Annotated in this window: 20 protein-coding genes; 17 read left to right on the plus strand and 3 right to left on the minus strand. The window is 60.9% G+C overall.

Annotated features, from left to right (window positions below):
- Nucleotides 1-205: 205 nt before the first annotated feature.
- The 4 genes from QO005_RS15025 (at nt 206) to QO005_RS15040 (ending at nt 5,405) form a co-directional block, all read left to right on the plus strand.
- Nucleotides 206-3,283 (plus strand): helicase-related protein, encoded by a 3,078-nt coding sequence (locus QO005_RS15025; protein WP_307158892.1) that lies wholly within the window; start codon nt 206-208, stop codon nt 3,281-3,283.
- 3 nt (nt 3,284-3,286) lie between these two features.
- Complete coding sequence (locus tag QO005_RS15030; RefSeq protein WP_307158861.1) at nt 3,287-3,685, plus strand: RNA-binding S4 domain-containing protein; 399 nt, start codon at nt 3,287-3,289, stop codon at nt 3,683-3,685.
- 232 nt (nt 3,686-3,917) lie between these two features.
- Nucleotides 3,918-4,256 carry a ferredoxin FdxA gene (gene fdxA / locus QO005_RS15035; protein ID WP_307158862.1) on the plus strand — a complete coding sequence of 113 codons (339 nt, stop codon included), beginning with the start codon at nt 3,918-3,920 and terminating at the stop codon, nt 4,254-4,256.
- A gap of 576 nt (nt 4,257-4,832) precedes the next feature.
- Nucleotides 4,833-5,405: a CarD family transcriptional regulator gene (locus QO005_RS15040; protein ID WP_307158863.1), complete on the plus strand. Its 573-nt coding sequence runs from the start codon at nt 4,833-4,835 to the stop codon at nt 5,403-5,405.
- A 1,053-nt stretch (nt 5,406-6,458) separates the two neighbouring features.
- Here the strand turns inward: QO005_RS15040 and QO005_RS15045 are convergent.
- Both QO005_RS15045 and acnA read right to left on the minus strand, forming a co-directional pair.
- The gene (locus QO005_RS15045) at nt 6,459-7,211 is read right to left on the minus strand and encodes a DUF1223 domain-containing protein (protein ID WP_307158864.1); all 753 of its coding nucleotides are present in this window, start codon (nt 7,209-7,211) and stop codon (nt 6,459-6,461) included.
- Nucleotides 7,212-7,498: 287 nt separating this feature from the next.
- Entirely contained in the window at nt 7,499-10,195 is a 2,697-nt protein-coding gene (acnA, locus tag QO005_RS15050; protein WP_307158865.1) for an aconitate hydratase AcnA, read from the minus strand.
- A gap of 273 nt (nt 10,196-10,468) precedes the next feature.
- On the opposite strand from acnA, the gene ccmA reads away from it, so the two are divergent.
- From ccmA to QO005_RS15115, 13 genes are all read left to right on the plus strand, one after another.
- Nucleotides 10,469-11,113: a heme ABC exporter ATP-binding protein CcmA gene (gene ccmA, locus QO005_RS15055; protein ID WP_307158866.1), complete on the plus strand. Its 645-nt coding sequence runs from the start codon at nt 10,469-10,471 to the stop codon at nt 11,111-11,113.
- Nucleotides 11,113-11,772 carry a heme exporter protein CcmB gene (ccmB, locus tag QO005_RS15060; protein WP_307158867.1) on the plus strand — a complete coding sequence of 220 codons (660 nt, stop codon included), beginning with the start codon at nt 11,113-11,115 and terminating at the stop codon, nt 11,770-11,772. The genes ccmA and ccmB overlap by 1 nt, the downstream gene beginning before the upstream one ends.
- A 69-nt stretch (nt 11,773-11,841) precedes the next feature.
- A complete protein-coding gene (locus QO005_RS15065) occupies nt 11,842-12,606 on the plus strand; it encodes a heme ABC transporter permease (RefSeq protein ID WP_307158868.1) in 765 nt (254 codons plus the stop codon).
- Nucleotides 12,606-12,770: a heme exporter protein CcmD gene (ccmD, locus tag QO005_RS15070; protein WP_307158893.1), complete on the plus strand. Its 165-nt coding sequence runs from the start codon at nt 12,606-12,608 to the stop codon at nt 12,768-12,770. The genes QO005_RS15065 and ccmD overlap by 1 nt, the downstream gene beginning before the upstream one ends.
- Before the next feature lie 5 nt (nt 12,771-12,775).
- Entirely contained in the window at nt 12,776-13,393 is a 618-nt protein-coding gene (locus tag QO005_RS15075; protein WP_307158869.1) for a DsbE family thiol:disulfide interchange protein, read from the plus strand.
- Between the two features lie 97 nt (nt 13,394-13,490).
- The gene (locus QO005_RS15080; protein ID WP_307158870.1) at nt 13,491-13,928 is read left to right on the plus strand and encodes a hypothetical protein; all 438 of its coding nucleotides are present in this window, start codon (nt 13,491-13,493) and stop codon (nt 13,926-13,928) included.
- 251 nt (nt 13,929-14,179) lie between these two features.
- Nucleotides 14,180-15,286, plus strand: a complete 1,107-nt coding sequence (locus tag QO005_RS15085) for an ABC transporter substrate-binding protein (protein WP_307158871.1) — start codon at nt 14,180-14,182, stop codon at nt 15,284-15,286.
- Nucleotides 15,283-16,350: a FecCD family ABC transporter permease gene (locus tag QO005_RS15090; RefSeq protein WP_307158872.1), complete on the plus strand. Its 1,068-nt coding sequence runs from the start codon at nt 15,283-15,285 to the stop codon at nt 16,348-16,350. The genes QO005_RS15085 and QO005_RS15090 overlap by 4 nt, the downstream gene beginning before the upstream one ends.
- Complete coding sequence (locus QO005_RS15095) at nt 16,347-17,120, plus strand: ABC transporter ATP-binding protein (RefSeq protein ID WP_307158873.1); 774 nt, start codon at nt 16,347-16,349, stop codon at nt 17,118-17,120. The genes QO005_RS15090 and QO005_RS15095 overlap by 4 nt, the downstream gene beginning before the upstream one ends.
- A gap of 10 nt (nt 17,121-17,130) precedes the next feature.
- On the plus strand, nt 17,131-17,499 hold the full coding sequence (gene copC, locus QO005_RS15100; RefSeq protein ID WP_307158874.1) for a copper homeostasis periplasmic binding protein CopC: 369 nt from the start codon (nt 17,131-17,133) through the stop codon (nt 17,497-17,499).
- Nucleotides 17,496-18,404, plus strand: coding sequence for a copper homeostasis membrane protein CopD (gene copD, locus QO005_RS15105; RefSeq protein ID WP_307158875.1), 909 nt, complete (start codon nt 17,496-17,498; stop codon nt 18,402-18,404). Before copC ends, copD begins: the two co-directional genes overlap by 4 nt.
- A gap of 77 nt (nt 18,405-18,481) precedes the next feature.
- Nucleotides 18,482-19,288 carry a basic amino acid ABC transporter substrate-binding protein gene (locus QO005_RS15110; RefSeq protein ID WP_307158876.1) on the plus strand — a complete coding sequence of 269 codons (807 nt, stop codon included), beginning with the start codon at nt 18,482-18,484 and terminating at the stop codon, nt 19,286-19,288.
- 10 nt (nt 19,289-19,298) lie between these two features.
- Entirely contained in the window at nt 19,299-20,159 is an 861-nt protein-coding gene (locus QO005_RS15115; RefSeq protein ID WP_307158877.1) for an amino acid ABC transporter permease, read from the plus strand.
- Here QO005_RS15115 and QO005_RS15120 read toward each other — a convergent pair.
- The gene (locus QO005_RS15120; RefSeq protein ID WP_307158878.1) at nt 20,120-21,142 is read right to left on the minus strand and encodes a glycosyltransferase family protein; all 1,023 of its coding nucleotides are present in this window, start codon (nt 21,140-21,142) and stop codon (nt 20,120-20,122) included. The genes QO005_RS15115 and QO005_RS15120 overlap by 40 nt on opposite strands.
- Nucleotides 21,143-21,277 lie beyond the last annotated feature (135 nt).

Here is a 21,277-nt window from a genome sequence, read left to right on the forward strand (position 1 = left end):
GGTTTCACCGAAACACCGCGATGCTCCTGATCTTGTTTTATGCATTTCCGACCGAAACCCTTTTGGTTTTCCGGAACATGCTTGAGCAGGCAGGTTTTGTTGGAATGCTCCCCGGCGTCCATCCCTGCTTCACGAACCGGCGGCGCGGTGTGTCCCACACTGCGCCGCACATGCCGTCCGGAGTGCTGATTTGACTGCGCATCCCATGATCCTGAGCGGCCGCGGTGTGGTGGCCGTACTGGGGCCGACCAATACGGGCAAGACGCATTATGCCATAGAGCGCATGGTGGCCCACGGCTCCGGCATCATCGGCCTGCCGCTGAGGCTGCTGGCGCGCGAGGTCTACACGCGGCTGGTGGAACGGGTGGGGGCGCAGCATGTGGCGCTGGTGACCGGCGAGGAAAAGATCGCGCCGCCCAATGCGCGCTATTCGGTCTGCACCGTGGAGGCCATGCCGCGTGAAACCAAGTCTGCCTTCGTCGCCATCGATGAAATCCAGCTTGCAGGCGATCTGGAGCGGGGCCATATTTTCACGGACCGTCTGCTGAACCTGCGCGGTCGCGACGAGACCCTGCTTCTCGGCTCCGCGACCATGAAGCCGATCCTCACGCAGTTGCTGCCGGGCATCACCGTGGTGGAGCGGCCGCGGCTGTCGCATCTCTTCTATGCCGGGCAGAAGAAAATCACGCGCCTGCCGCAGCGCACCGCCATCGTCGCCTTTTCCGCCGACGAGGTCTATGCCATTGCCGAACTCATTCGCCGCCAGCGTGGCGGAGCCGCCGTGGTTCTGGGCGCGCTCAGCCCCCGCACCCGCAATGCGCAGGTCGGCCTCTATCAGTCCGGTGACGTGGAATATCTGGTGGCGACTGACGCCATCGGCATGGGGCTCAACCTCGATGTCGATCACGTCGCCTTCGCCCAGGACCGGAAATTCGACGGCTATCAATTCCGCAATCTCAACCCTGGAGAACTCGGCCAGATTGCCGGGCGCGCCGGGCGTCATCTGAAGGATGGCACGTTCGGCGTCACGGGCCGGGTCGATCCTTTCGAGCCCGAACTGGTGGACAGGCTGCAAAATCACGAATTCGATCCGGTGAAAGTGCTGCAATGGCGCACCGCCGATTTCGATTTCTCCTCGATTGCCAATCTGCAGCGCAGTCTGGATGCCCCACCGCGCGTGCCGGGTCTGGCGCGCGCCCTGCCCGCCGTGGACCAGCAGGCACTGGAGCAACTCGCCCGTTATCCGGAAGTGCAGGACCTTGCGAGGTCGCCGCAGCGGGTCTCGCTGCTGTGGGATGCCTGCGCGCTACCCGATTACCGCCGCATCACGCCGGCCCAGCATGCCGATCTCATTCTTACGTTGTTTTCCGATCTTGCCAGACATGGCGCGGTGAAGGAGGATTTCCTCGCCGAACAGGTTCGCAGAGCCGACAGGACGGATGGAGAGATCGACACGCTCTCGGCACGCATTGCGCAAATCAGAACTTGGACGTATGTGTCGAACCGGCCGGGCTGGCTTGCCGATCCGACACACTGGCAAGAAAAGACGCGTGAAATCGAGGACCGACTGTCCGACGCGTTACATGAAAGGTTGACGAAACGCTTTGTTGATCGCAGGACATCTGTGCTCATGAAGCGCTTGAGAGAGAATGCGATGCTGGAAGCAGAAATCAGTGTGAACGGTGACGTCTTCGTTGAAGGACATCACATGGGGCAACTTTCCGGATTCCGGTTCTCGCCGGTGGCCGGCATGGAAGGCCCGGACGCCAAGGCCGTGCAGGCTGCGGCGCACAAGGCACTGGGGCTGGAGTTCGAGGCCCGGGCGGCCCGGCTGCACGCCTCCGGCAACGGCGATCTGGCGCTGGGCGCGGATGGCTATGTGCGCTGGCTGGGCGAACCGGTGGCCCGGCTTTCGGGTTCCGACCACATCATGCGCCCGCGCGTGATCCTGCTGGCCGACGAACAGCTCACCGGCAATGCCCGCGATCATGTCGTCGCCCGCATCGAGCGTTTCGTGAACCACCATATCGTCACCGTCTTGAAACCGCTGGACGATCTTTCCCGTGCGGAGGACCTTCAGGGCCTCGCCAAGGGCCTCGCCTTCCAGCTGGTGGAAAATCTGGGCGTTCTCTTCCGCCGTGACGTCTCGGAAGACGTGAAATCGCTAGACCAGGATGGCCGTGCCTCCATGCGGCGCTATGGCGTTCGTTTCGGCGCCTATCACATCTTCATGCCCGCGCTGCTGAAGCCGGCGCCCGCCGAGCTCATCACCCTGCTCTGGGCGCTGAAGAATGACGGCATGGACAAGCCGGGCTATGGCGATCTCATTCCCATCCTCGCCGCAGGCCGCACCTCCGTCGTCACCGATCCGGGCGTCGACCGCAATTTTTATAAGCTGGCCGGTTTCCGCTTCCTCGGCAAGCGCGCCGTCCGCATCGATATTCTGGAGCGTCTGGCGGATATCATCCGTCCGCTGCTGCAGTGGAAGCCGGGCAGCGGTGCCCGCCCGGAAGGCGCTTATGATGGCCGCCGTTTCACCACCACCACCGCCATGCTCTCTATTCTCGGCGCAACGCCGGATGACATGGAGGAAATCCTCAAGGGTCTTGGCTACCGCGCCGATGCGGTGAAGCCGGAAGAAGCCCAGGCGCATCTGGCGGCCCAGGACGGCGCGAACGCTCCGGCATCCGAGGCTGCCGCCAGCGATGCCGGTGAGGAAAAGTCCGATCACGACGATGCCGATGCAGCATCCGAAACCGAAACCAGCAGCGAACCCGCTCCAGCGGCAGCAACGGCTGAGACCGAAACGGAGGCGCCGGCTGGTGCCGACGCCAGCGCTCTCGTTGCCCAGCCGGAAGCGCCGGTAGAGCCCAAGCCGGTCCTTCTGTGGCGTCCGGGCGGACGCAATGACCAGCAGCAGCGCCAGGGTGGCCGTCCGCAGGGCGAGCGCCGCCATGGTGGCCAGCGTGATGGTCAACGCGGCGGTCAGGACCGCCAGCGGGAAGGCCGGGGCGAAAACCGTCAGGAAGGCGGTCGCGCAGACGGAGGCCGTCAGGAACAGCGCCGTGATGGTCAGGGCGGCAAGCCGCGTGACCGGGACGGCAACCGCGACAAGCAGGCCCATCGTGGGGAACGCGGCGATCGCGGCCCGCGTCAGGATCGCGACAACCGTCCCCAGCAGGCGCAACGCTTTGAAGCCAAGCCGCCGCGCAAGGAAAAGCCGTTGGATCCGGATTCGCCCTTCGCCAAGCTCGCCGCTTTGAAAGAGCAGATGAAGAAGTAGACCATGGCCGAAGACCAGCCTCTGTCCAGCCCGCAACGGATTGACAAATGGCTGTTCTTCGCGCGCATCTCGAAGTCTCGCACCCTTGCCCAGGAACAAATCCAGTCGGGTCTGGTTCAGATCAATGGCAAGGTGGTGAAACAGCCGAGCGCCGTGGTGCGTCTGGGGGATCGTCTCGAGATCGCACTGCCCCGGCGGGATTTGATCCTCAAGGTTCTGGGACCGGGCTCAAGGCGCGGCCCCTATGAGGAGGCAAGACTTCTCTATGAGGATCTGACACCACCCGAAACTGAACGGCCGCCGCTGACCGCTCTCGAACAGGCACAACGCCTGCCGGGCAGCGGCCGCCCGACCAAACGGGAACGGCGGCAGCTCGACCGGCTTCTCGACAGTGACGACTGATCAGCGGATGGCGTTTCAGTGTTTGGGTGTTTCAAGCGCTGTCCGGATGCCTCCCGGAAAAATTGACCTTCGAACGGCAAAAAGCGGAATGTTTTATTCTTGCTAAAGCCGCCGGAAAGCAGTAGCTGACTGGCCTGTGGATAAGGGTGGCGATCCCGCCGCCGCCCGCCTTCCTTCCTCCGTCTTCCGCGGGATCAGGGTTTCAGCCCTCGCAGACCTTCTGGAGTGCCGCATGACGTATATCGTGACCGACAATTGCGTACGCTGCAAATATACCGACTGCGTCGAAGTTTGTCCGGTAGACTGCTTCTATGAAGGCGAGAACTTCCTCGTCATCAACCCCGATGAATGCATTGATTGCGGTGTTTGCGAACCGGAATGTCCCGCCGAAGCCATCAAGCCGGATACCGAACCGGGCCTGGACAAGTGGTTGAAGATCAATGCGGAATATTCGCAGGTCTGGCCCAATATTACTGTCAAGCGTGACCCTCTGCCCGAGGCAAAGGAAATGGACGGGGTAGAAGGCAAGTTCGAGCAGTATTTCTCACCCAAACCCGGCGCTGGCGACTGAGCTAAGCAGCAAATTCTTCGATGCGAAGGGATGATGATCCGGCCAGAACCGGTGTTCATCCCTTTTCTCGTTTTTGTGAAAACAGCCATGCAAAATTATTGGGGCTGAAAAGCGGCATTTTCCCCCGGTCGCACGGCAGGGCAATCCGCACGATGAGCAAGCCATTACCTCAAAAAAGAAGCGTCCTATCAGAAGGTTAGCGCTGTCTTTGCCCTAAGCCGCAGAGCAGGAACGAAGCAGTCATCAGGCAGCGGTTATGCTTGGAGGCCCCTTCCGTCAAGGGACAGTGAAACAGTAAAATATTGATTTCCTCACTTTTTTGTGGTAGGCATCAAGAACTGTTCCACCGTGCGGGCACACTTGTGTCCAAACCTGCCACGAAAGCCAAAAATCCAAGCGCTCGAAATCTGTGACATTCTATCCACGGGGGTGGGTCGCCGATGCAATGGATTTTTTTGTAAATGTCGCGGCTGGATCAGCAGCGTGAAGTCACCCGACGGTTCCCCCGTCTCATCCGGGCCCTCCGGGCCCGGGATCGGCTGTTGCCGATATTGTAACAGGGAGTTTTTAGAGCGAATGACGACCCAGCAGAAGAAATCCTCAACGCGCCAGGGCTTCAAGACGGGCGAAGCGATCGTCTATCCGGCCCATGGTGTCGGCACGATCACCGCTATCGAGGAGCAGGAAGTCGCGGGCATGAAGCTTGAGCTTTTTGTTATTGACTTCGAAAAAGACAAAATGCGCCTGAAAGTTCCGGTGACCAAGGCTGTCACCATTGGCATGCGCAAGCTTTCCGAGACCGATTTTGTCGATCGCGCGTTGAAGGTGGTTCAGGGCAAGGCACGCGTGAAGCGGACGATGTGGTCCCGCCGCGCGCAGGAATATGATGCCAAGATCAATTCCGGCGACCTCATTTCCATCGCGGAAGTTGTTCGCGACCTTTATCGCGCCGAGCATCAGCCGGAGCAGTCCTATTCCGAGCGTCAGCTTTATGAAGCCGCTCTGGACCGCATGGCCCGCGAAATCGCAGCTGTGAACAAGATGTCCGAAACCGAGGCTGTGCGCCTGGTTGAGGTTAATCTTGCCAAGGGCCCGAAGCGCGGCAAGACGATCGAGGAAGACGAGGCACAGGAAGAAGAAGCAGCGTAATCCGTCTTCTCCTGCCATTCATAAAAAGCCCGGGGTCGATGCCCCGGGTTTTTTATGGATGAATTGCGGTCTTTCAATCTGGAGTCCGGTGTCCCTTACAGCGCCGTGCGTTTTATCAAACGCACAAAGGACGCTGTAAGACTTTAAATCTGCTGCATATTCCGACCGGAGTGAGAGCACCGATCTGATTCAATCAGATCGAAAAGCGTTCTAAAAGCGGATCCCGAACACAGATGTCGTTCAGGCGAGTCCCAAGAAGGACAGGATGGCAACGACGATAACCACAGCTCCCACGAGCCAGATGATGTTGTTCATGGCGGCTTCCTTTCCGAAAATGACAAACACCGCTGGCCGTAGCCTGCGCGGTGTGTGACCAAACCCGCCACTCCCGCGCATGTTCCAGCGGATCTCTCAGCCGATGTTTTGGAGGCCTGTTACAGCGCCGTGCGCCATATATGGCGCACAAAGGTTCGCTGTAACGCTTTAAATCTGCTGCATAATTCCTTAAATCGATTCCGATTTCAGGAATTATGCAGTAGAGCGCTTTTCAATCTGATTGAATCAGATCGGGGCTCTCACATTTTATTTTTGGAGCATAATTTTATCGATTCTCGTTTCACGTCGGTCGAATTATGCTCTCATCCATTTTCCTTCGGAATGAGGGAAAGCGAAATAGAAACCCCGTCATTTTGGGGGTTCTGTTCCTCATCCAATAACGCCACTGCGACATGGATGTATCGTTTCCGACAGGTTTTTTTCACCCGCCCCATTTCGGTCAAATCCCTGCCCTAATTCAAGACGAGAGTGCAGCCGTCTTCAGTTGGCGCGTCAGCGCCAGGGTCCGGTTTGGCGCATTGACCCCTTACCCCCAGCCCCCCAATGTTCCGGCCGGACCCACAATCTCCCTCGTTTTTCGCCAAAGATGAATTGCGTCATAGCGCTCCGTGATCGGAGTGCGCGCGATACGGAAGATTATGCCGACACGACCGGTGACTGCTTTGCCCAGATGAACCGGCGCGTAAGGCCATCACACGTGCGGTTGCGCAATATGCGTCAGTTGCTGGCCGCCGCCGACGTCATCACCGTCGTTGCACCCAGAATTTGCGACGGGTCGCCCTTGGCTGTGGAGGATTGCAGCAGCACGGCCACGCCGTCGCTGGAGTCATCCCGCATCATCTTGGCTGGAATGGTCAGGGAGACCTGATCGCCGTGCCACATGCCGACGGACTGGATATCGGTGACACTGTTCCAATAGGTAAAGCGCTGCCCCTTGTTTTCGCCCTTCAGCACGTCCACGTCCTTGCGACGCTTGAAATAGACCACCACCACATCGGCCTTGCCCTCGCCGGGACCGACATTGATGGCCAATTCATCGCCCTTCAGCGCGGCATTCACCTTCACCTTGAGACCGTCACCGCTGCTCATCAGGTTCGAAACCTTGCCGGAAACGGCATTGGGATCTGTCGCCTTCATCTGCACCCGGCCATTGACCACCGCCTGGGGGGTGTAGACGCCGTTACGGCCAAAGCTGCGGGCATAGCCATATTGGCGGGCAGTGTTGCCGGGAGAGCCAAGCGTATCGGCCCAGCCACGATAGTTCCAGTAATCGACGTGATAGGCCAGCGCCACGATCCCGGGTTGCCCGACCAGATTTTCAAAAGCGCGGTCGGCAGGCGGACAGGAGTTGCAGCCCTGCGAGGTAAAAAGCTCCACAACGCCCTTCACAGGCGGAACTTCCTGCGCCGAGGCAAGCCCGAAGCTGAGGCTGTAAGCCACCAATCCTGTCAGAATCTGTTTGAAACCCATGAATGCCGACCCGTCATTTGCTACCCCAAAAGATAAGCAGTGCCGCCTTCAACGCCAAGTCACGTTGGGGTGAGGCGGACGTCACTGCCTGATTCCCGCTGTCCGCTCGGAGGTTTGCGGGAGATTTACAGCATATCCAGTGACGGCAGCGTCAGAAGCGATGAGACAACGCATACCGTGGGGCGGCTGAATACAGCATGACCGGTTAAAACCTGCAGCAGTTTTGTGAAATGAGCATCATTTGAAAAAGCCGCCGGGAAGACCCGGCGGCTCGAGAGCAAATAAGATCAGGCAGCGAGATCGCGCAGAACCGTCTGCAGGATGCCGCCATTGTTGACGTAGGTCACTTCGTCCAGCGTATCGATGCGGCAGATCAGCGGAACGTCCTTCACGGAGCCATCCGCATAGGTGATCTTGGCCACCTTCTTCTCGCGCGGCTTGATGTCGCCGTCGAGACCTTCGATCGTCACCGTCTCGTCGCCCTTGAGGTTGAGCGAGGCCCAGGTGGTGCCTTCCTCGAACACGAAGGGAATGACGCCCATGCCGACCAGGTTCGAACGGTGGATACGCTCGAAGGACTGGGCGATCACGGCGCGCACGCCGAGCAGGTTGGTGCCCTTGGCAGCCCAGTCACGCGAGGAACCGTTGCCGTATTCCACGCCTGCAAAGATGACCAGCGGAACGCCCTCTGCCTTGTACTTCATGGCGGCGTCGTAGATCGACATCTCTTCCTTCGACGGATAGTGGATGGTGTAGCCACCTTCCTTGCCGTTCGGGCCGAGCATGTGGTTACGGATGCGGATATTGGCGAAGGTGCCGCGCATCATCACTTCATGGTTGCCACGGCGCGTGCCGTACTGGTTGAAGTCGGCCACCTGCACGCCATTGCCCATGAGATAGGCGCCAGCCGGGGACTGCGCCTTGATCGAACCGGCCGGAGAAATATGGTCGGTGGTGATCTTGTCGCCGAACAAGCCGAGAACGCGGGCATTGACAATGTTGTCCACGCCCTTGCCGGCCTGCTTTGCCATGCCGACGAAGTAGGGCGGGTTCTGGACATAGGTGGACTTGTCGTCCCAGGCATAGGTCTGGCCTTCCGGCACCTGCACGGCCTGCCAGTTTTCGTCGCCCTTGAACACGTCCGCATACTTGGTTTCGAACAGTTCGCGGGTCACGTATTTCTGGATGAACTCCTGCACTTCGGCAGAGGTCGGCCAGATGTCCTTGAGGTAGACGGGGTTGCCGTCCTTGTCCTCGCCGAGCGGCTCCTTGGTCAGGTCCTTCTGGACCGTACCGGCAAGCGCATAGGCAACGACGAGCGGCGGGGATGCCAGGTAGTTGGCCTGAACGTCCGGCGAGATACGGCCTTCGAAGTTACGGTTGCCGGAAAGAACGCCAGCCGTGATCAGACCCTTGTCGTTGATGGTCTTGGAGATCGGGGCGGGCAGCGGGCCGGAATTGCCGATGCAGGTGGTGCAGCCGAAACCGACGAGGTTGAAGCCGAGTGCATCGAGATCCGTCTGCAGGCCGGACTTGGCGAGATATTCGCCAACAACCTGAGATCCGGGCGCAAGCGAGGTCTTAACCCAGGGCTTGGACTTCAGGCCCTTGGCAACGGCGTTGCGGGCAAGAAGACCGGCGGCAATCAGCACGCTCGGGTTCGAGGTGTTGGTGCAGGAGGTGATGGCGGCGATGCAGACATCACCATGACCGAGATCAAACTTTTCGCCTTCGACAGCGTAGCGCGTCTCAAGCTGGCCGGGCTTCTTGTAGTCGTTTTCCAGCGCGGTGGCGAAGTTCGGCGCGATGGTTTCCAGCGGCAGGCGGCCTTCCGGACGCTTCGGGCCGGCCATGGAGGGCACGACGTCGCCGAGGTCGAGTTCCAGCGTGTCGGTGAAGACCAGGTCGGAACCGTCATTGTCACGCCACATGCCCTGCGCCTTGGAATAGGCTTCGACCAGTGCGATGCGGTCCTTAGAGCGGCCGGACATGTCGAGATAGCCGATGGTGGCGCTGTCCACGGGGAAGAAGCCGCAGGTCGCGCCGTATTCCGGACCCATATTGCCGATGGTGGCGCGGTCTGCGACCGGCATATTGTCCATGCCCGGGCCGAAGAATTCGACGAACTTGGAAACGACGCCCTTCTTGCGCAGCATCTGCACCACGGTCAGCACGAGGTCGGTGGCGGTCACGCCTTCCTTGAGCTTGCCGGTCAGCTTGAAGCCGATGACTTCCGGCAGCAGCATGGAAACCGGCTGGCCAAGCATGGCGGCTTCAGCCTCGATACCGCCCACGCCCCAGCCCAGAACGCCGAGGCCATTGATCATCGTGGTATGGCTGTCTGTGCCGACGCAGGTATCCGGATAGGCGATGGTTTCGCCGTCTTCTTCCTTGGTCCAGACGGTCTGGCCGAGATATTCGAAATTCACCTGGTGACAGATGCCGGTGCCCGGAGGAACGACGCGGAAGTTCTTGAAAGCCTGCTGGCCCCACTTCAGGAAGCGGTAACGTTCGCCGTTGCGCTGATATTCCAGCTCGACGTTTCTGGCGAAAGCCTGGGGGGTGCCGAACTCATCGACGATAACCGAGTGGTCGATGACGAGATCGACGGGAACCAGCGGGTTGATCTTTTCCGGATCGCCGCCGAGAGCCTTGATACCGTCACGCATGGCGGCAAGGTCGACAACGGCGGGAACGCCGGTGAAGTCCTGCATCAGCACGCGGGCCGGGCGGTAGGCGATTTCGGCTTCGGTCAGGCCCTTGTTGACGAGCCAGGCGGCAACGGCCTCGATATCGGCCTTGGTCACGGAGCGGCCGTCTTCGTTGCGCAGCAGGTTCTCCAGCAGAACCTTCATGGAATAGGGGAGCTTCGACACGCCCGTAAGACCGTTCGCTTCGGCCTTGGGGATGCTGTAATAGACATAATCCTTGCCGTTAACGGTCAGGACCGACCGGCAATTGAAGCTGTCGAGCGATTTAGACACGGAATAAACCCCGCTTATTCTGATAGCCAACACATTCGTGCGGACGCCTATGCACTACATGCACATCAGGATGCGGGTACGACCATTTCCGCTGTCCGCCCGTGAAAATCGCTTGTCGCAATGTTCAAGTTCGGCGCTAGGATGAAGATCACGCCGGCCGCTGGCGTGGTTGCAGGTCTTATAGATAATTTCTAAGAACTGTTCCAGACCGGCAAACGGTCCGAAGGCAGAATTTTTTGAAAGCGCGATGCTTTCCGTAAAGGCGGGGTAAACATGCGGCTGATCGCCCGGAATCTGGCGGCCCGACGGGGGGAGGATCTGCTGTTCAGCGGAATTTCCCTTGTGCTTTCAAAGGGCGAAGCGCTGGTGCTGACAGGCCGAAACGGATCGGGCAAGTCCACGCTGCTCAGGGTTCTGGCGGGACTGATGCGCCCGGAGATGGGGGAAGCCCTCTGCGAATCACCGGGTGACGAGCCCCGCCCGGTACGGGAGTTCAGCCATTATCTCGGCCATCGCAACGGCATGAAGGCGGAACTGACGGTTGCGGAAAATCTGGCTTTCTGGAAAACCTTTCTCGGCGATCATGACAAGGGCTGCGGCATCGCCATCGAAGAGGCGGCGGATCGGGTCGGGCTCGGCGGCATCACCCACCTGCCCTATGGCTATCTTTCCGCCGGTCAGCAGCGGCGCTTCGCCATGGCGCGGCTTCTGGTGGCGCATCGCCCCGTCTGGCTGCTGGACGAGCCGACGGCGGCGCTCGACTCGGCGGCGGATAGCCTGTTTTCCAGCCTCGTGCGCGCCCATCTCTCCGCAGGTGGTCTGGTGGTGGCCGCCACGCACCAACCGCTCGGGCTGGACGCTCCGCAAAGGCTGGAAATGAAAGGCTTCGATCACACCAGTCTGGAAAAGGCTTTCTGATGCTGGCGCTTTTCATCCGCGATCTGAAGCTTTCCGTGCGCGCTGGCGGCGGGGCGCTGATCGGCATCCTGTTCTTCCTGACAGTGGTGGCGGTCATTCCCTTCGGTGTCGGCCCGGATATGAACCTCCTGTCGCGCATCGGCCCGGCCATTGTCTGGATCGGGGCGCTGCTGTCGGCGCTGCTCGGACTCGACCGGCTGTTTCAGGCCGACCGCGACGATGGCACGCTGGACCTTCTCCTGATGCCGGAGCAGCCGCTGGTGGCGACGGTCTTTGTCAAATGCCTTGCCCATTGGGCCTCGACCTGCCTGCCACTGGTCATCGCCTCTCCCCTGCTCGGCCTGTTCATGAACATGAATGAAGTGGCCATTGGCGCGGTGATGCTGACGCTGCTGGTTGGTTCTCCGGCCATTGCCTTCATCGGCGCGGCAGGGGCTGCGGTGGCGGTGGCGCTGCCGCGCGGCGGCCTGCTGGTCTCCATTCTGGTTCTGCCGCTTGCCATTCCAGTGCTGATCTTCGGCGTCAGCGCATCCTATGCCGCGGTGGAAGATCCGGCCCCCTTCCTGCCACCCTTCCTGTTTCTCGTGGCGCTGACGATGATCTTCGCAGTCATCGGCCCCCTTGCGGCGGCCCTGGCGCTTAGGCAAGCTGCCGATTGACGCCGTTTTCCTGCCCCCGGTTTGACGAGGATCAATTGCGACCCATTGCGGATCAGGGTAGAAAGCAGCATGAGCGAAACGAGCCTTGCCATTACGAAATTCAGCGATCTCGCCAACCCCACGCGGTTTCTGGCGCTGGTCCGGCTTATTCTGCCGTGGATGGCGGTGATCACCGCCCTTCTGTTTGCGGTCGGCCTCTATCTGAGCTTTACCACGGAAGGCGATTACCAGCAGGGTTACACGGTGCGGATCATGTATATCCATGTTCCCGCCGCCTGGCTGGCGCTGATGTGCTATTCCATCATGGCGCTGTCGGCCATCGGCACGCTGGTCTGGCGGCATCCGCTGGCCGATGTCAGCCACAAGGCGGCAGCACCGCTGGGGGCTGCCTTCACGCTCATCGCCCTGGTCACGGGCTCCTTCTGGGGCAAGCCGATGTGGGGCACCTGGTGGGCCTGGGGCGATGCACGTCTCACCTCGGTCTTCGTGCTGTTCCTGATGTATCTCGGCCTGATCGCGCTCAACCGCGCCATGGACGATGCCAGCCGCGCGGCAAAGGTCAGCGCCGTCTTCATTCTGGTCGGCTTCGTCAACATTCCGATCATCAAGTTTTCTGTGGAATGGTGGAACACGCTGCACCAGCCGGCCAGCGTCATGCGGCTCGGCGGCCCCACCATCGATCCGGAATTCCTGCGTCCGCTCATGGTCATGGCGCTGGCCTTCACGCTGCTGTTCTTCACGCTGCATCTGGCCGCCATGCGCAATGAAATCTGGCGGCGGCGCGTTGCCGCGCAGCGGCGGCTTTCCGCCCGCATGGCTGCCCGGGGGGAATGATGAGCCACGACTTCTATATCTACAGCGCCTATGGAGCGGCTTTCTTCATCATTGTCTGTCTTATCCTCTGGGTGTTTTTGGACGGTCGCGCCCGGCAGAAGGATATGAAGGCGCTGGAAGCGGCTGGCATTCGCCGCCGCTCCGCCACCGCTGAACAGGGGTGAAGACCATGGAGGAGAATCTCTCCCGCCCATCCGAACCCGAGCGGCAAAAACCGCTCTCGCGCCATGCGATGGCCGCCCTGCCGCTTTTGATCTTTCTCATCATCGCGGGCGTTGCCGGCAAGATGCTCTATGATCAGGATTTTCACGGCAAGAATGTCGCCGAAATTCCCTCGGCGCTGATCGGCACCAAAGCCCCGACGCTCGATCTGCCGCCGCTGGAGGGATCGGATCTGCCGCCCCTGACCAGCAGCTTCGTCGCAGGCAAGCTGACGCTGGTGAATGTCTTTGCCTCCTGGTGCGTACCCTGCCGGCAGGAACATCCCTTCCTCAAGCAACTGGCAAACGACCCCCGCCTGACGGTGGTGGGCATCAATTACAAGGATCGCAACGACAATGCGCTGCGCTTCCTGGGCGAACTGGGCAACCCCTACAAGGCCATCGGCGTCGATCCCAAGGGCAAGGCAGCCATAGACTGGGGCGTCTACGGCATTCCGGAAACCTATCTGGTCGGGCCGGATGGTACTATTCTCTACAAGCGGGTCGGCCCCTTCGATGCCGAGTCGCTGGAGCAAGGTCTTTACCCGGCGATTGACAAGGCTTTGCAGCAGAAGCCGTCATCGTAGCGCGGCGAAAGGCCACAGACACTCCAATCATATTGCCAGTGGAAAGACGTGCTGCTACCGCTGACATAACCAAGCTTCGATAAACGAAGGACCGGGGATGGCCACAGGACGGATCAAGCGCTGGCATCTTGCCGTGCACGCCCTTTGCGTGCTGGCGCTGATTGCTCTTGGGCTTGGCCATCGGCTGCCCGTCCTGCCACCCGCCGAAGCCGCTATTGCAGAGCTGGCCATCCCGCTTTTGCCGGATGGAACCCGTCCCGATATCTGCGATCCGCTGCAGGAAGGGCATGACCATGCCGCTGGTGCTGCGGGGCAAAAGCAGGACCATTCCAGTACCCACCACGACCTGAAGAGCCAGGGCTGCGAAGCCTGCCGTATTCAGTCGGGCGCCGCACTTCCGGCACCGCCCGCCACGCTGAGCCATCACCTTGTGGCACTGGGCGGCGCGATAGGGCAGCCTGACCGCGAAAATCCGCAGACATCCTCGTTCTCCGCCCATCGCAAGCCGCGAGGGCCACCCTCCATCACTGCCTGAACGCCGGACCTACTGCATGATTCCTGGAATCGGAATCGATGTAAGGTGAAAATTATGCAGCAGATTTAAAGTGTTACAGCGTCCTTAGACCGCTTTTCGATCTGATTGAATGAGATCGGCGCTGTAACAGTCCGGCAGGATTGAACCGGCGGAATGCCCCTCGCGGGGCATTCGTTTCCGCTGGCAAACATCAACCGCATATTCTACCAGTGGTTGATTCCTCCATCTTCACAGTGTTTTGGATTGCTTGAATGAGATTGTTTTTCGCGAATGCGCTGATGGCGCTGGCGCTGCTGGTCGCCCCCTCGGCCCGGGCCGAGATCATCCTGACCGATGTCAAGGGACGGCAGGTGACGCTTGCCAAGCCGGCCGAGCGCGTGGTGCTTGGCTTTTACTATGAGGATTATCTGGCGGTCGCCGGTCCCGGCGCGCTGGACAAGATTGTGGCGCTTTCCCTGTCCACCTGGAAGGATTGGCGGCCCGCCCAGTTTGCCGCCTACGAAAAGGCGCTGCCCCGGCTTTCCACCCTGCCGGATGTCGGCAACACCGAAGACGGCACCTTCTCCGTCGAAAAAGTCATCGCCGCCCGGCCCGATCTGGTGCTGCTGGCGGCCTGGTCCTACGACGCGCTGGGCAGCAATGTGCAGCGGATTGAGGAGGCGGGTATTCCGGTAGTGACGCTGGATTACAACAGCCAGACCGTGAACCGGCATGTCGCCTCGACACTGGCGCTGGGCAAGGCCATGGGCACGGAGGCCCGCGCCGAGCAACTGGCGGAGAATTACCGGGCCGCCATGGCCGATATCGATCGCCGTATCGCCAAGGCTGGCCCCACCACCAAGAAGGTCTATGTGGAACTGGCGCAGAAGGGTGCCGGCGAGATCGGCAATTCCTATGGCGACAGCATGTGGGGGGCGCTGGTGGAAAAGCTCGGCGGCCAGAACATCGCCAAGGGACAGATCGGCAATTGGGGACCGCTCAGCCCGGAATATGTGCTGAGCGCCAGGCCGGACCTGATCTTCCTCGCCGGGTCGGAATGGCTGAGCCGCCCGCAATCGGTGCAGATCGGTTTCGGCAGCACGCCGGATCTCGCCCGCGCACGCATCAAGCCCTATCTGCAGCGCCCCGGCTGGCAGGAACTGCCCGCGGTAAAGACGGGCGGCGTGCATGCCCTCTATCATGGCGGTGCGCGCACGCTCTACGATTACACCTTCGCCCAGTATATCGCCAAGCAACTCTATCCCGACGCTTTCCAGGATGTCGATCCGGCGGAAAACCTGCGGCGCTATTATGCAGCCTGGCTGCCTATCAAGGCGGATGGCGTGTTCATGCTGCCCTATGATGCGTCCAGCCAATGAGCATGGCCCTACCCTCCCCGGCAGCGCCCCTGCAGGAGGCCTGCCGCCGGACCAGCCGGCGGCAGGGCATGATGCTCGGCGGCATGGCGCTACTGCTTCTGGCCCTGATGATCGGTGATCTGGCGACAGGCCCTTCGGCCTTGCCGCTCCAGACGCTCATCACCGCGCTCTTTGCGGGGCCTGACGGCGATGACCGGATGAATGCCATCATTCTCTGGCAATTGCGCATGCCGCAAACGCTGCTCGGCGCCATCGTCGGCGGCTGCCTTGGCCTTGCCGGGCTGAAGATGCAGACCATTCTCGACAATCCACTTGCCAGCCCCTTTACGCTCGGCTTTTCCGCCGCCGCCGGCTTCGGGGCAGCGCTCGCCATTCTGCTTGGCGGCCTGATTGCCGTGCCGCTTTATCTGCTGACGCCGCTTGCCGCCTTCGTGATGACGCTGATCGCCTGCGCCATGGTCTATGCGGTGGCGATGATGCGCGGAGCCGGTCCCGCCATTCTTGTGCTGGCGGGCACGGCGGTGATGTTCTTCTTCCAGTCCCTGCAGGCGCTGATGCAGTTCCTCGCAAGCCCTGAAGTGCTGCAACAGATCGTCTTCTGGCTGTTCGGCAGCCTGCTCAAGGCCACATGGCAGGGCGTGGCGATCGCGGGCGGCATTCTGGCTGTGGCCCTGCCTTGGGCGCTCTGCCACGCCTGGCAGTTGACCATGCTGCGGCTGGGCGAGGCCAATGCCGCAAGTCTTGGCCTGAAGGTGGAAAGGCTGCGCCGTCAAAGCTTCATCATGGTGGCGCTTCTCACGGCAGCCGCCGTATCCTTCGTCGGCACCATCGGCTTTATCGGCCTGATCGCTCCGCATCTCGCCCGGGCGCTGGTGGGGGAGGATCACCGGCTCAGCCTGCCGCTGTCAGCCCTTTCCGGGGCCGTGCTGCTGATCGCTGCCTCGCTGATTGGCAAGGTGATTTCCCCGGGCGGCGCGCTGCCGGTCGGCATCGTCACCGCCATTGCCGGTGTTCCGGTGCTGTTCGGCCTCGTGCTCCACCAGGGACGGGAGAGGGTGCGATGATCGATATTCGTGCTCTCTCGGTCTCCCGCGGCGGCAAGACCATCGTCAAAGACATCACCCTCACTCTGCCCGAGAGGCAGGTGATCAGTTGCATCGGCCCGAACGGCGCTGGCAAGTCCACCCTGCTCGCCGCCCTGGGCGGCACCCTGCCGTTTCGCGGCAAGATGCTTTGCAAAGGAAAACCCGTGGCAACGCACGAGATCGGCTATATGCCGCAGCATTGCCGGGTCGAGGCCGGGCTGACGGCCCTGCAAGTGCTGCTGCTTGGCCGCCATGAGGCGCTTGGCCTCAGGCTGCGCCCGGCAGACTACGCCGCCGCCGGTGAGATGCTGGCGGCCCTTGGCCTTTCCCACCTTGCCGAACGACCGATGACGACGCTATCCGGCGGTCAGCAGCAATTGATTCTGCTCGGCCAGCGGCTGATGCGCAAGCCCCGGCTGCTGCTGCTGGACGAGGCCACCAGCGCCCTCGACCTGTCTCACCAGATGCGCGTCATGCAACTCCTCCGCAGCTATGTCCGGCAGAACGGCGCGGTGGCGCTGATTGCCATCCACGACCTCACCCTGGCGGGCCGCCATAGCGATCAGGTGGTTCTGCTGCATCAGGGCACGCTTGTCGCCCAGGGCCGGTTTGAAACCGCCATCACCGAAACCATGCTGCGCCAGACCTATGGCATCGAGGCGCGCATTCTGACCGACGTGGATGACGGTCCCGTCATCGTACCGCTCACCGCCAGCCAGCCCTTTCTTCTTCATACCCAGCAACCCTAAGGAAAAACCCATGCCACACAAAAGTGTCCGCCTTGGCCTTCTCTCGCTCGCCGCCAGCCTCGTTCTGGCCGGGCAGGCCTTCGCCCATGCCCATCTTTCCGCCGCAAGCCCGGCGGACAAGGAAAAACGCGCCACCTCGCCCAGCGACATCAGCCTGACCTTTACCGAAGCGCTGGACGTGAAATTCAGCGGCATCGACCTTTCCTCCGGCGCGGAAAAGATCAAGACCGGCGATGCGAGCCTTGGCCCCGATGGCAAGGTGCTGAAAGTGGCCGTGCCGCAGCCGTTGAAACCCGGCACCTATACCGTCAACTGGCATGTGCTGTCGGTGGACGGACACAAGACCAATGGCACCTTGACCTTCACCATCGCACCGTGAACCCCGATCAGCTTCTCCTCGTCAGCCGTTTTGCCTTCGATACCGCCGCCCTGCTTCTGTGGGGCGGCCAGGTTTTTCTATGGCTTGGCGTGGAAAAGGACCTGGCCCGGCATATCCGCAGGCGGTTGCAACCCCTGACGGTGTCGCTGCTGATCCTTCTTGCGCTGGCCGGGCCGCTCAGGCTGCTGGCGCAGGCCGCAAGCCTCGGCGCGGGCTGGCGTGACGTGACATCACCGGCCTTTCTCGGCGATGTCATCTTCTTGTCCGCCGTCGGACGCGGGGTTGCCCTTCAGGCCGGGCTCGGGGTCGTTACCGCTTGTCTGTGGGCCCTACTCGCAAGAAGCAAGCGCGCCATCGAATATCAGCCCATGATTGCCAGCATATCCTTCGGCCTTGTTCTCGCAAGTCTGGCACTGACCGGCCATGCGGGCGCAGGGGATGGCTGGGAAGGTCTCGGGCACCAAGCCAATCATATCCTCCATCTTCTGATGGCCGGAGGCTGGCTCGGCGGACTGGTCCCGGTCCTGTTGCTGATTGCGCTATTGGGAAGGGAAGAAACCCGGGCTAGCGCCGCGCATGGCCTGATGCGGTTTTCCACGCTGGGGCATGGGGCGGTCGCCCTTACATTTTTTACCGGTTTTTTGAATGTTCTGCTCACCCTCGGTGGCTGGCCCTTCGATTTTTCCTCGGCCTATCAGCAACTGTTCTGGCTGAAGGTGCTGATCGTCAGCACCATGGCGGTGATCGCCATTGTCAACCGCTATGTCATCGTGCCTGCCATGGGCCGCGATCCCGTCCGGGCGGCCCGATGGCTGGCGCGGGGCTCCCTCCTGGAGATTGTGCTCGGTCTGGCCGCCATTGCCACCGTCACCTTTTTCTCCAGCCTGGAACCCATGGCGGGATAGATGCAATGCACCATCTGGCTCTTGAAGAGGACCGCGCTTGTGTGACAGTGTCACTCGCCCAATTCAGGAGACCTCCCATGCTGTTTCGCCGCCCCCTCCTTGCCCTCTTCGCCGCCGTCATCGCCGCGCCCTTTTGCGCCGCGCCTGTCTTGGCCGCAGACCTGCCGGATCTCGGTGGCCGCAAGGTGGTGGTGGTGACGGAAAACGCCTATCCGCCGCTGCAATTCATCGATCCCAAGACGGGCAAGGCCATCGGCTGGGAATATGACGCCATGAACGAAATCGCCAAACGGCTGAACTTCAAGGTGGAATACCAGAACACCTCCTGGGACGCGATGATCCAGGCCGTTTCCGACGGCCAGTACAATATCGGCATGACCGGGATCACCATCAAGGAAGACCGCAAGGAGAAGGTGGATTTCTCCGACCCCTATATGCGCTCGCAGCAATTGATGCTGGTGCGCGGCGACGAAACGCGCTTCACCGATGCCAAGAGCTTCAAAAGCTTTGAAAAGGGCCTGATCGGCGCCCAGCCCGGCACCAGCCCCTTCTATGCCTCCGTTTACGAAGTGCTGGACGGCAATGAGCAGAACCCGCGCATCAAGCTGTTCGAAACCTTTGGCGCAACCGTCCAGGCGCTGAAAACCGGTGACGTCGATCTGGTGCTGAGCGACAGCACGGCGGCGAAGGGCTATGTGGATGCTTCGGGCGGTAGCCTGAAGATCGTCGGCGAACCACTGGGCACAGAAGATTTCGGCTTCATCTTCACCAAGGGGTCCGATCTGGTGAAGCCGGTCAATGCGGCGATTGCCGCCCTCAAGGCCGATGGCACCTTCGAAAAGCTGAACAGGAAGTGGTTCGTCGATTACAAGATGGGCGAATAGGCTAAAGCCGATGGCGCTCCAGAGGACGCCACAGGCGGGAACCCAGGATTTTCCCTGGTGGCTGGTGATGATGGGGCTGGCGGCCCTAGGACTGGCTGCGCTCATCGCCGTCAACGATCTCTACACACAGGTCTTCACCACCGTCGCTCGGGGCATTGGCGTCACGGTTCTGGTGACACTGGTCGCGTTTTCGCTCGCAACCCTCATGGGCCTGCTGGTGGCGCTGGCCGGGCTTTCCGGATCGTTGCTGCTGCGTCAGGTCGCGCGCTTCTATGTGGAACTGCTGCGCGGCATTCCCATTCTGGTGCTGCTGTTCTACATCGCCTTCGTCGGCGCGCCGGGCTTTGTCTGGCTCTACAACAGCCTCGCGCAGCCGTTCATTCACGCAGGGCTTATGGACGACCTGGTGGTGCGCGACATTTCGCTGATGTGGCGGACCATCATCGCGCTGTCCATCGGCTACTCTTCCTTCATTGCGGAAATCTTTCGCGCCGGTTTCCAGTCGGTCGACCATGGCCAGATCGAGGCGGCGAAATCCCTGGGGTTGAGCCGCAGCCAGCGCTTCCGGCTGGTAGTGCTGCCACAGGCGCTGAGGGTGGTTTTTCCCCCGCTCTCCAATGATTTCGTCTCGATGGTGAAGGATTCATCCCTCGTCTCCGTGCTGGGCGTTGCCGATATCAGCCAGGCCGGAAAGATCTACGCCTCCGGCTCCTTCCGGTTTTTCGAGACCTATTCGATCGTCGCCTATCTCTATCTGCTGCTGACCATCGGCCTGTCACTGGCCTTGCGGGGCGTGGAACGCCGCCTCCGGCAAAGGCAGGGACCAGCCCATCAGGGTGTCAGCCCACCCGCCTCCGCAAAGCGCCTGTAACCTTCGCCGAGACCCGGCTTCAGCGCGTCCAGAACCGGCAGAGCGGCATGAAAGGCTTCGTGAACGTCATTCATTCGCTTTAGCGACTGGCAGTAGTTGCGCTCCAGTGGCGAGTAGCGATCCGGGTCCTTCTCCACACGATTGACAAAACTTCCCAAAACAGACCTGGCGGAAAACAAGGAAGCCTCCCTGCGATCGGCAGGCGTAAGCGGCAGGCCGGACCAGCAGAGAAAGCCGTACCAATCGACAAAGGTCAGCAGCATCATCAGATCCGCGGCGCGAAGCGGCAATCCGACAGCCGTAAAAAGAGCATTGAGTGAGGCATTCAGATCCTCTTCCCTCTGCCATTGCGCCACGTCATAGAGATAGAGGAGGGCAGGATCATGAAGGAACTTGCCGCAGCTGAGGAAGGCGTAAACGAAAGCCCAATCCGCATAAGCCCCGCGCGTCGGATGGTAGTCCCGGAAATAAAACCACAGATCGCGGAAGATGTCGGTGCGGTAAAGGCTGTAATAAAGCGCATTGTTGCCTCCGGAATGACGCATATAGGCATCAAGCCGTGCGGAAGGCGTCTCACCGTCGAAGGCAAAGGTTGCACGTCTGGTGACACCTCTCTCGTCAGCCCAGGTCACGGTCTGCGGGCGCACAGCCACCACATCCCCAGGCAGGGACGCCAGAGACATCGGCGCCAAGCCATCCATGACGAACGCAGCGTCATCGTCTCCCATCGGCATGAGAAAAGGTGTCTCCACGGCCCGGAGAGCATGCAGCAGGTTTGAAACGGCATCCGGCGCGTCCGAGTCGAGCCGCCTGACCCGTGGGCCAAGCGACGCCAGCCACTCGGCTTTCTTCGCATCCCCGGAATTATCGGAAACAATCATCACGGCATTGCATTTTTCCGCATAAATCAGAGCCGTTTCAAGAGCGAAGCGGGCCGTTTGCAGAGGACGGCGGCTGGGAATGACAATCGAGAGCTGGGACATCGGGATCCAGAGATCGTTGCGGAACAGAGCGGACGTTTGCTTAGGGTCAAAACTCAATCAGGATGGGTGTTCTGCAAGGCGTATTTTGTGTCTGAGTAGGAGGAAAGGTGCAGGAAATGCCGATCATTTTCAAAC

Origin of the sequence: Allorhizobium paknamense (assembly GCF_030815125.1) — a bacterium.
Lineage (GTDB): Bacteria > Pseudomonadota > Alphaproteobacteria > Rhizobiales > Rhizobiaceae > Allorhizobium > Allorhizobium paknamense.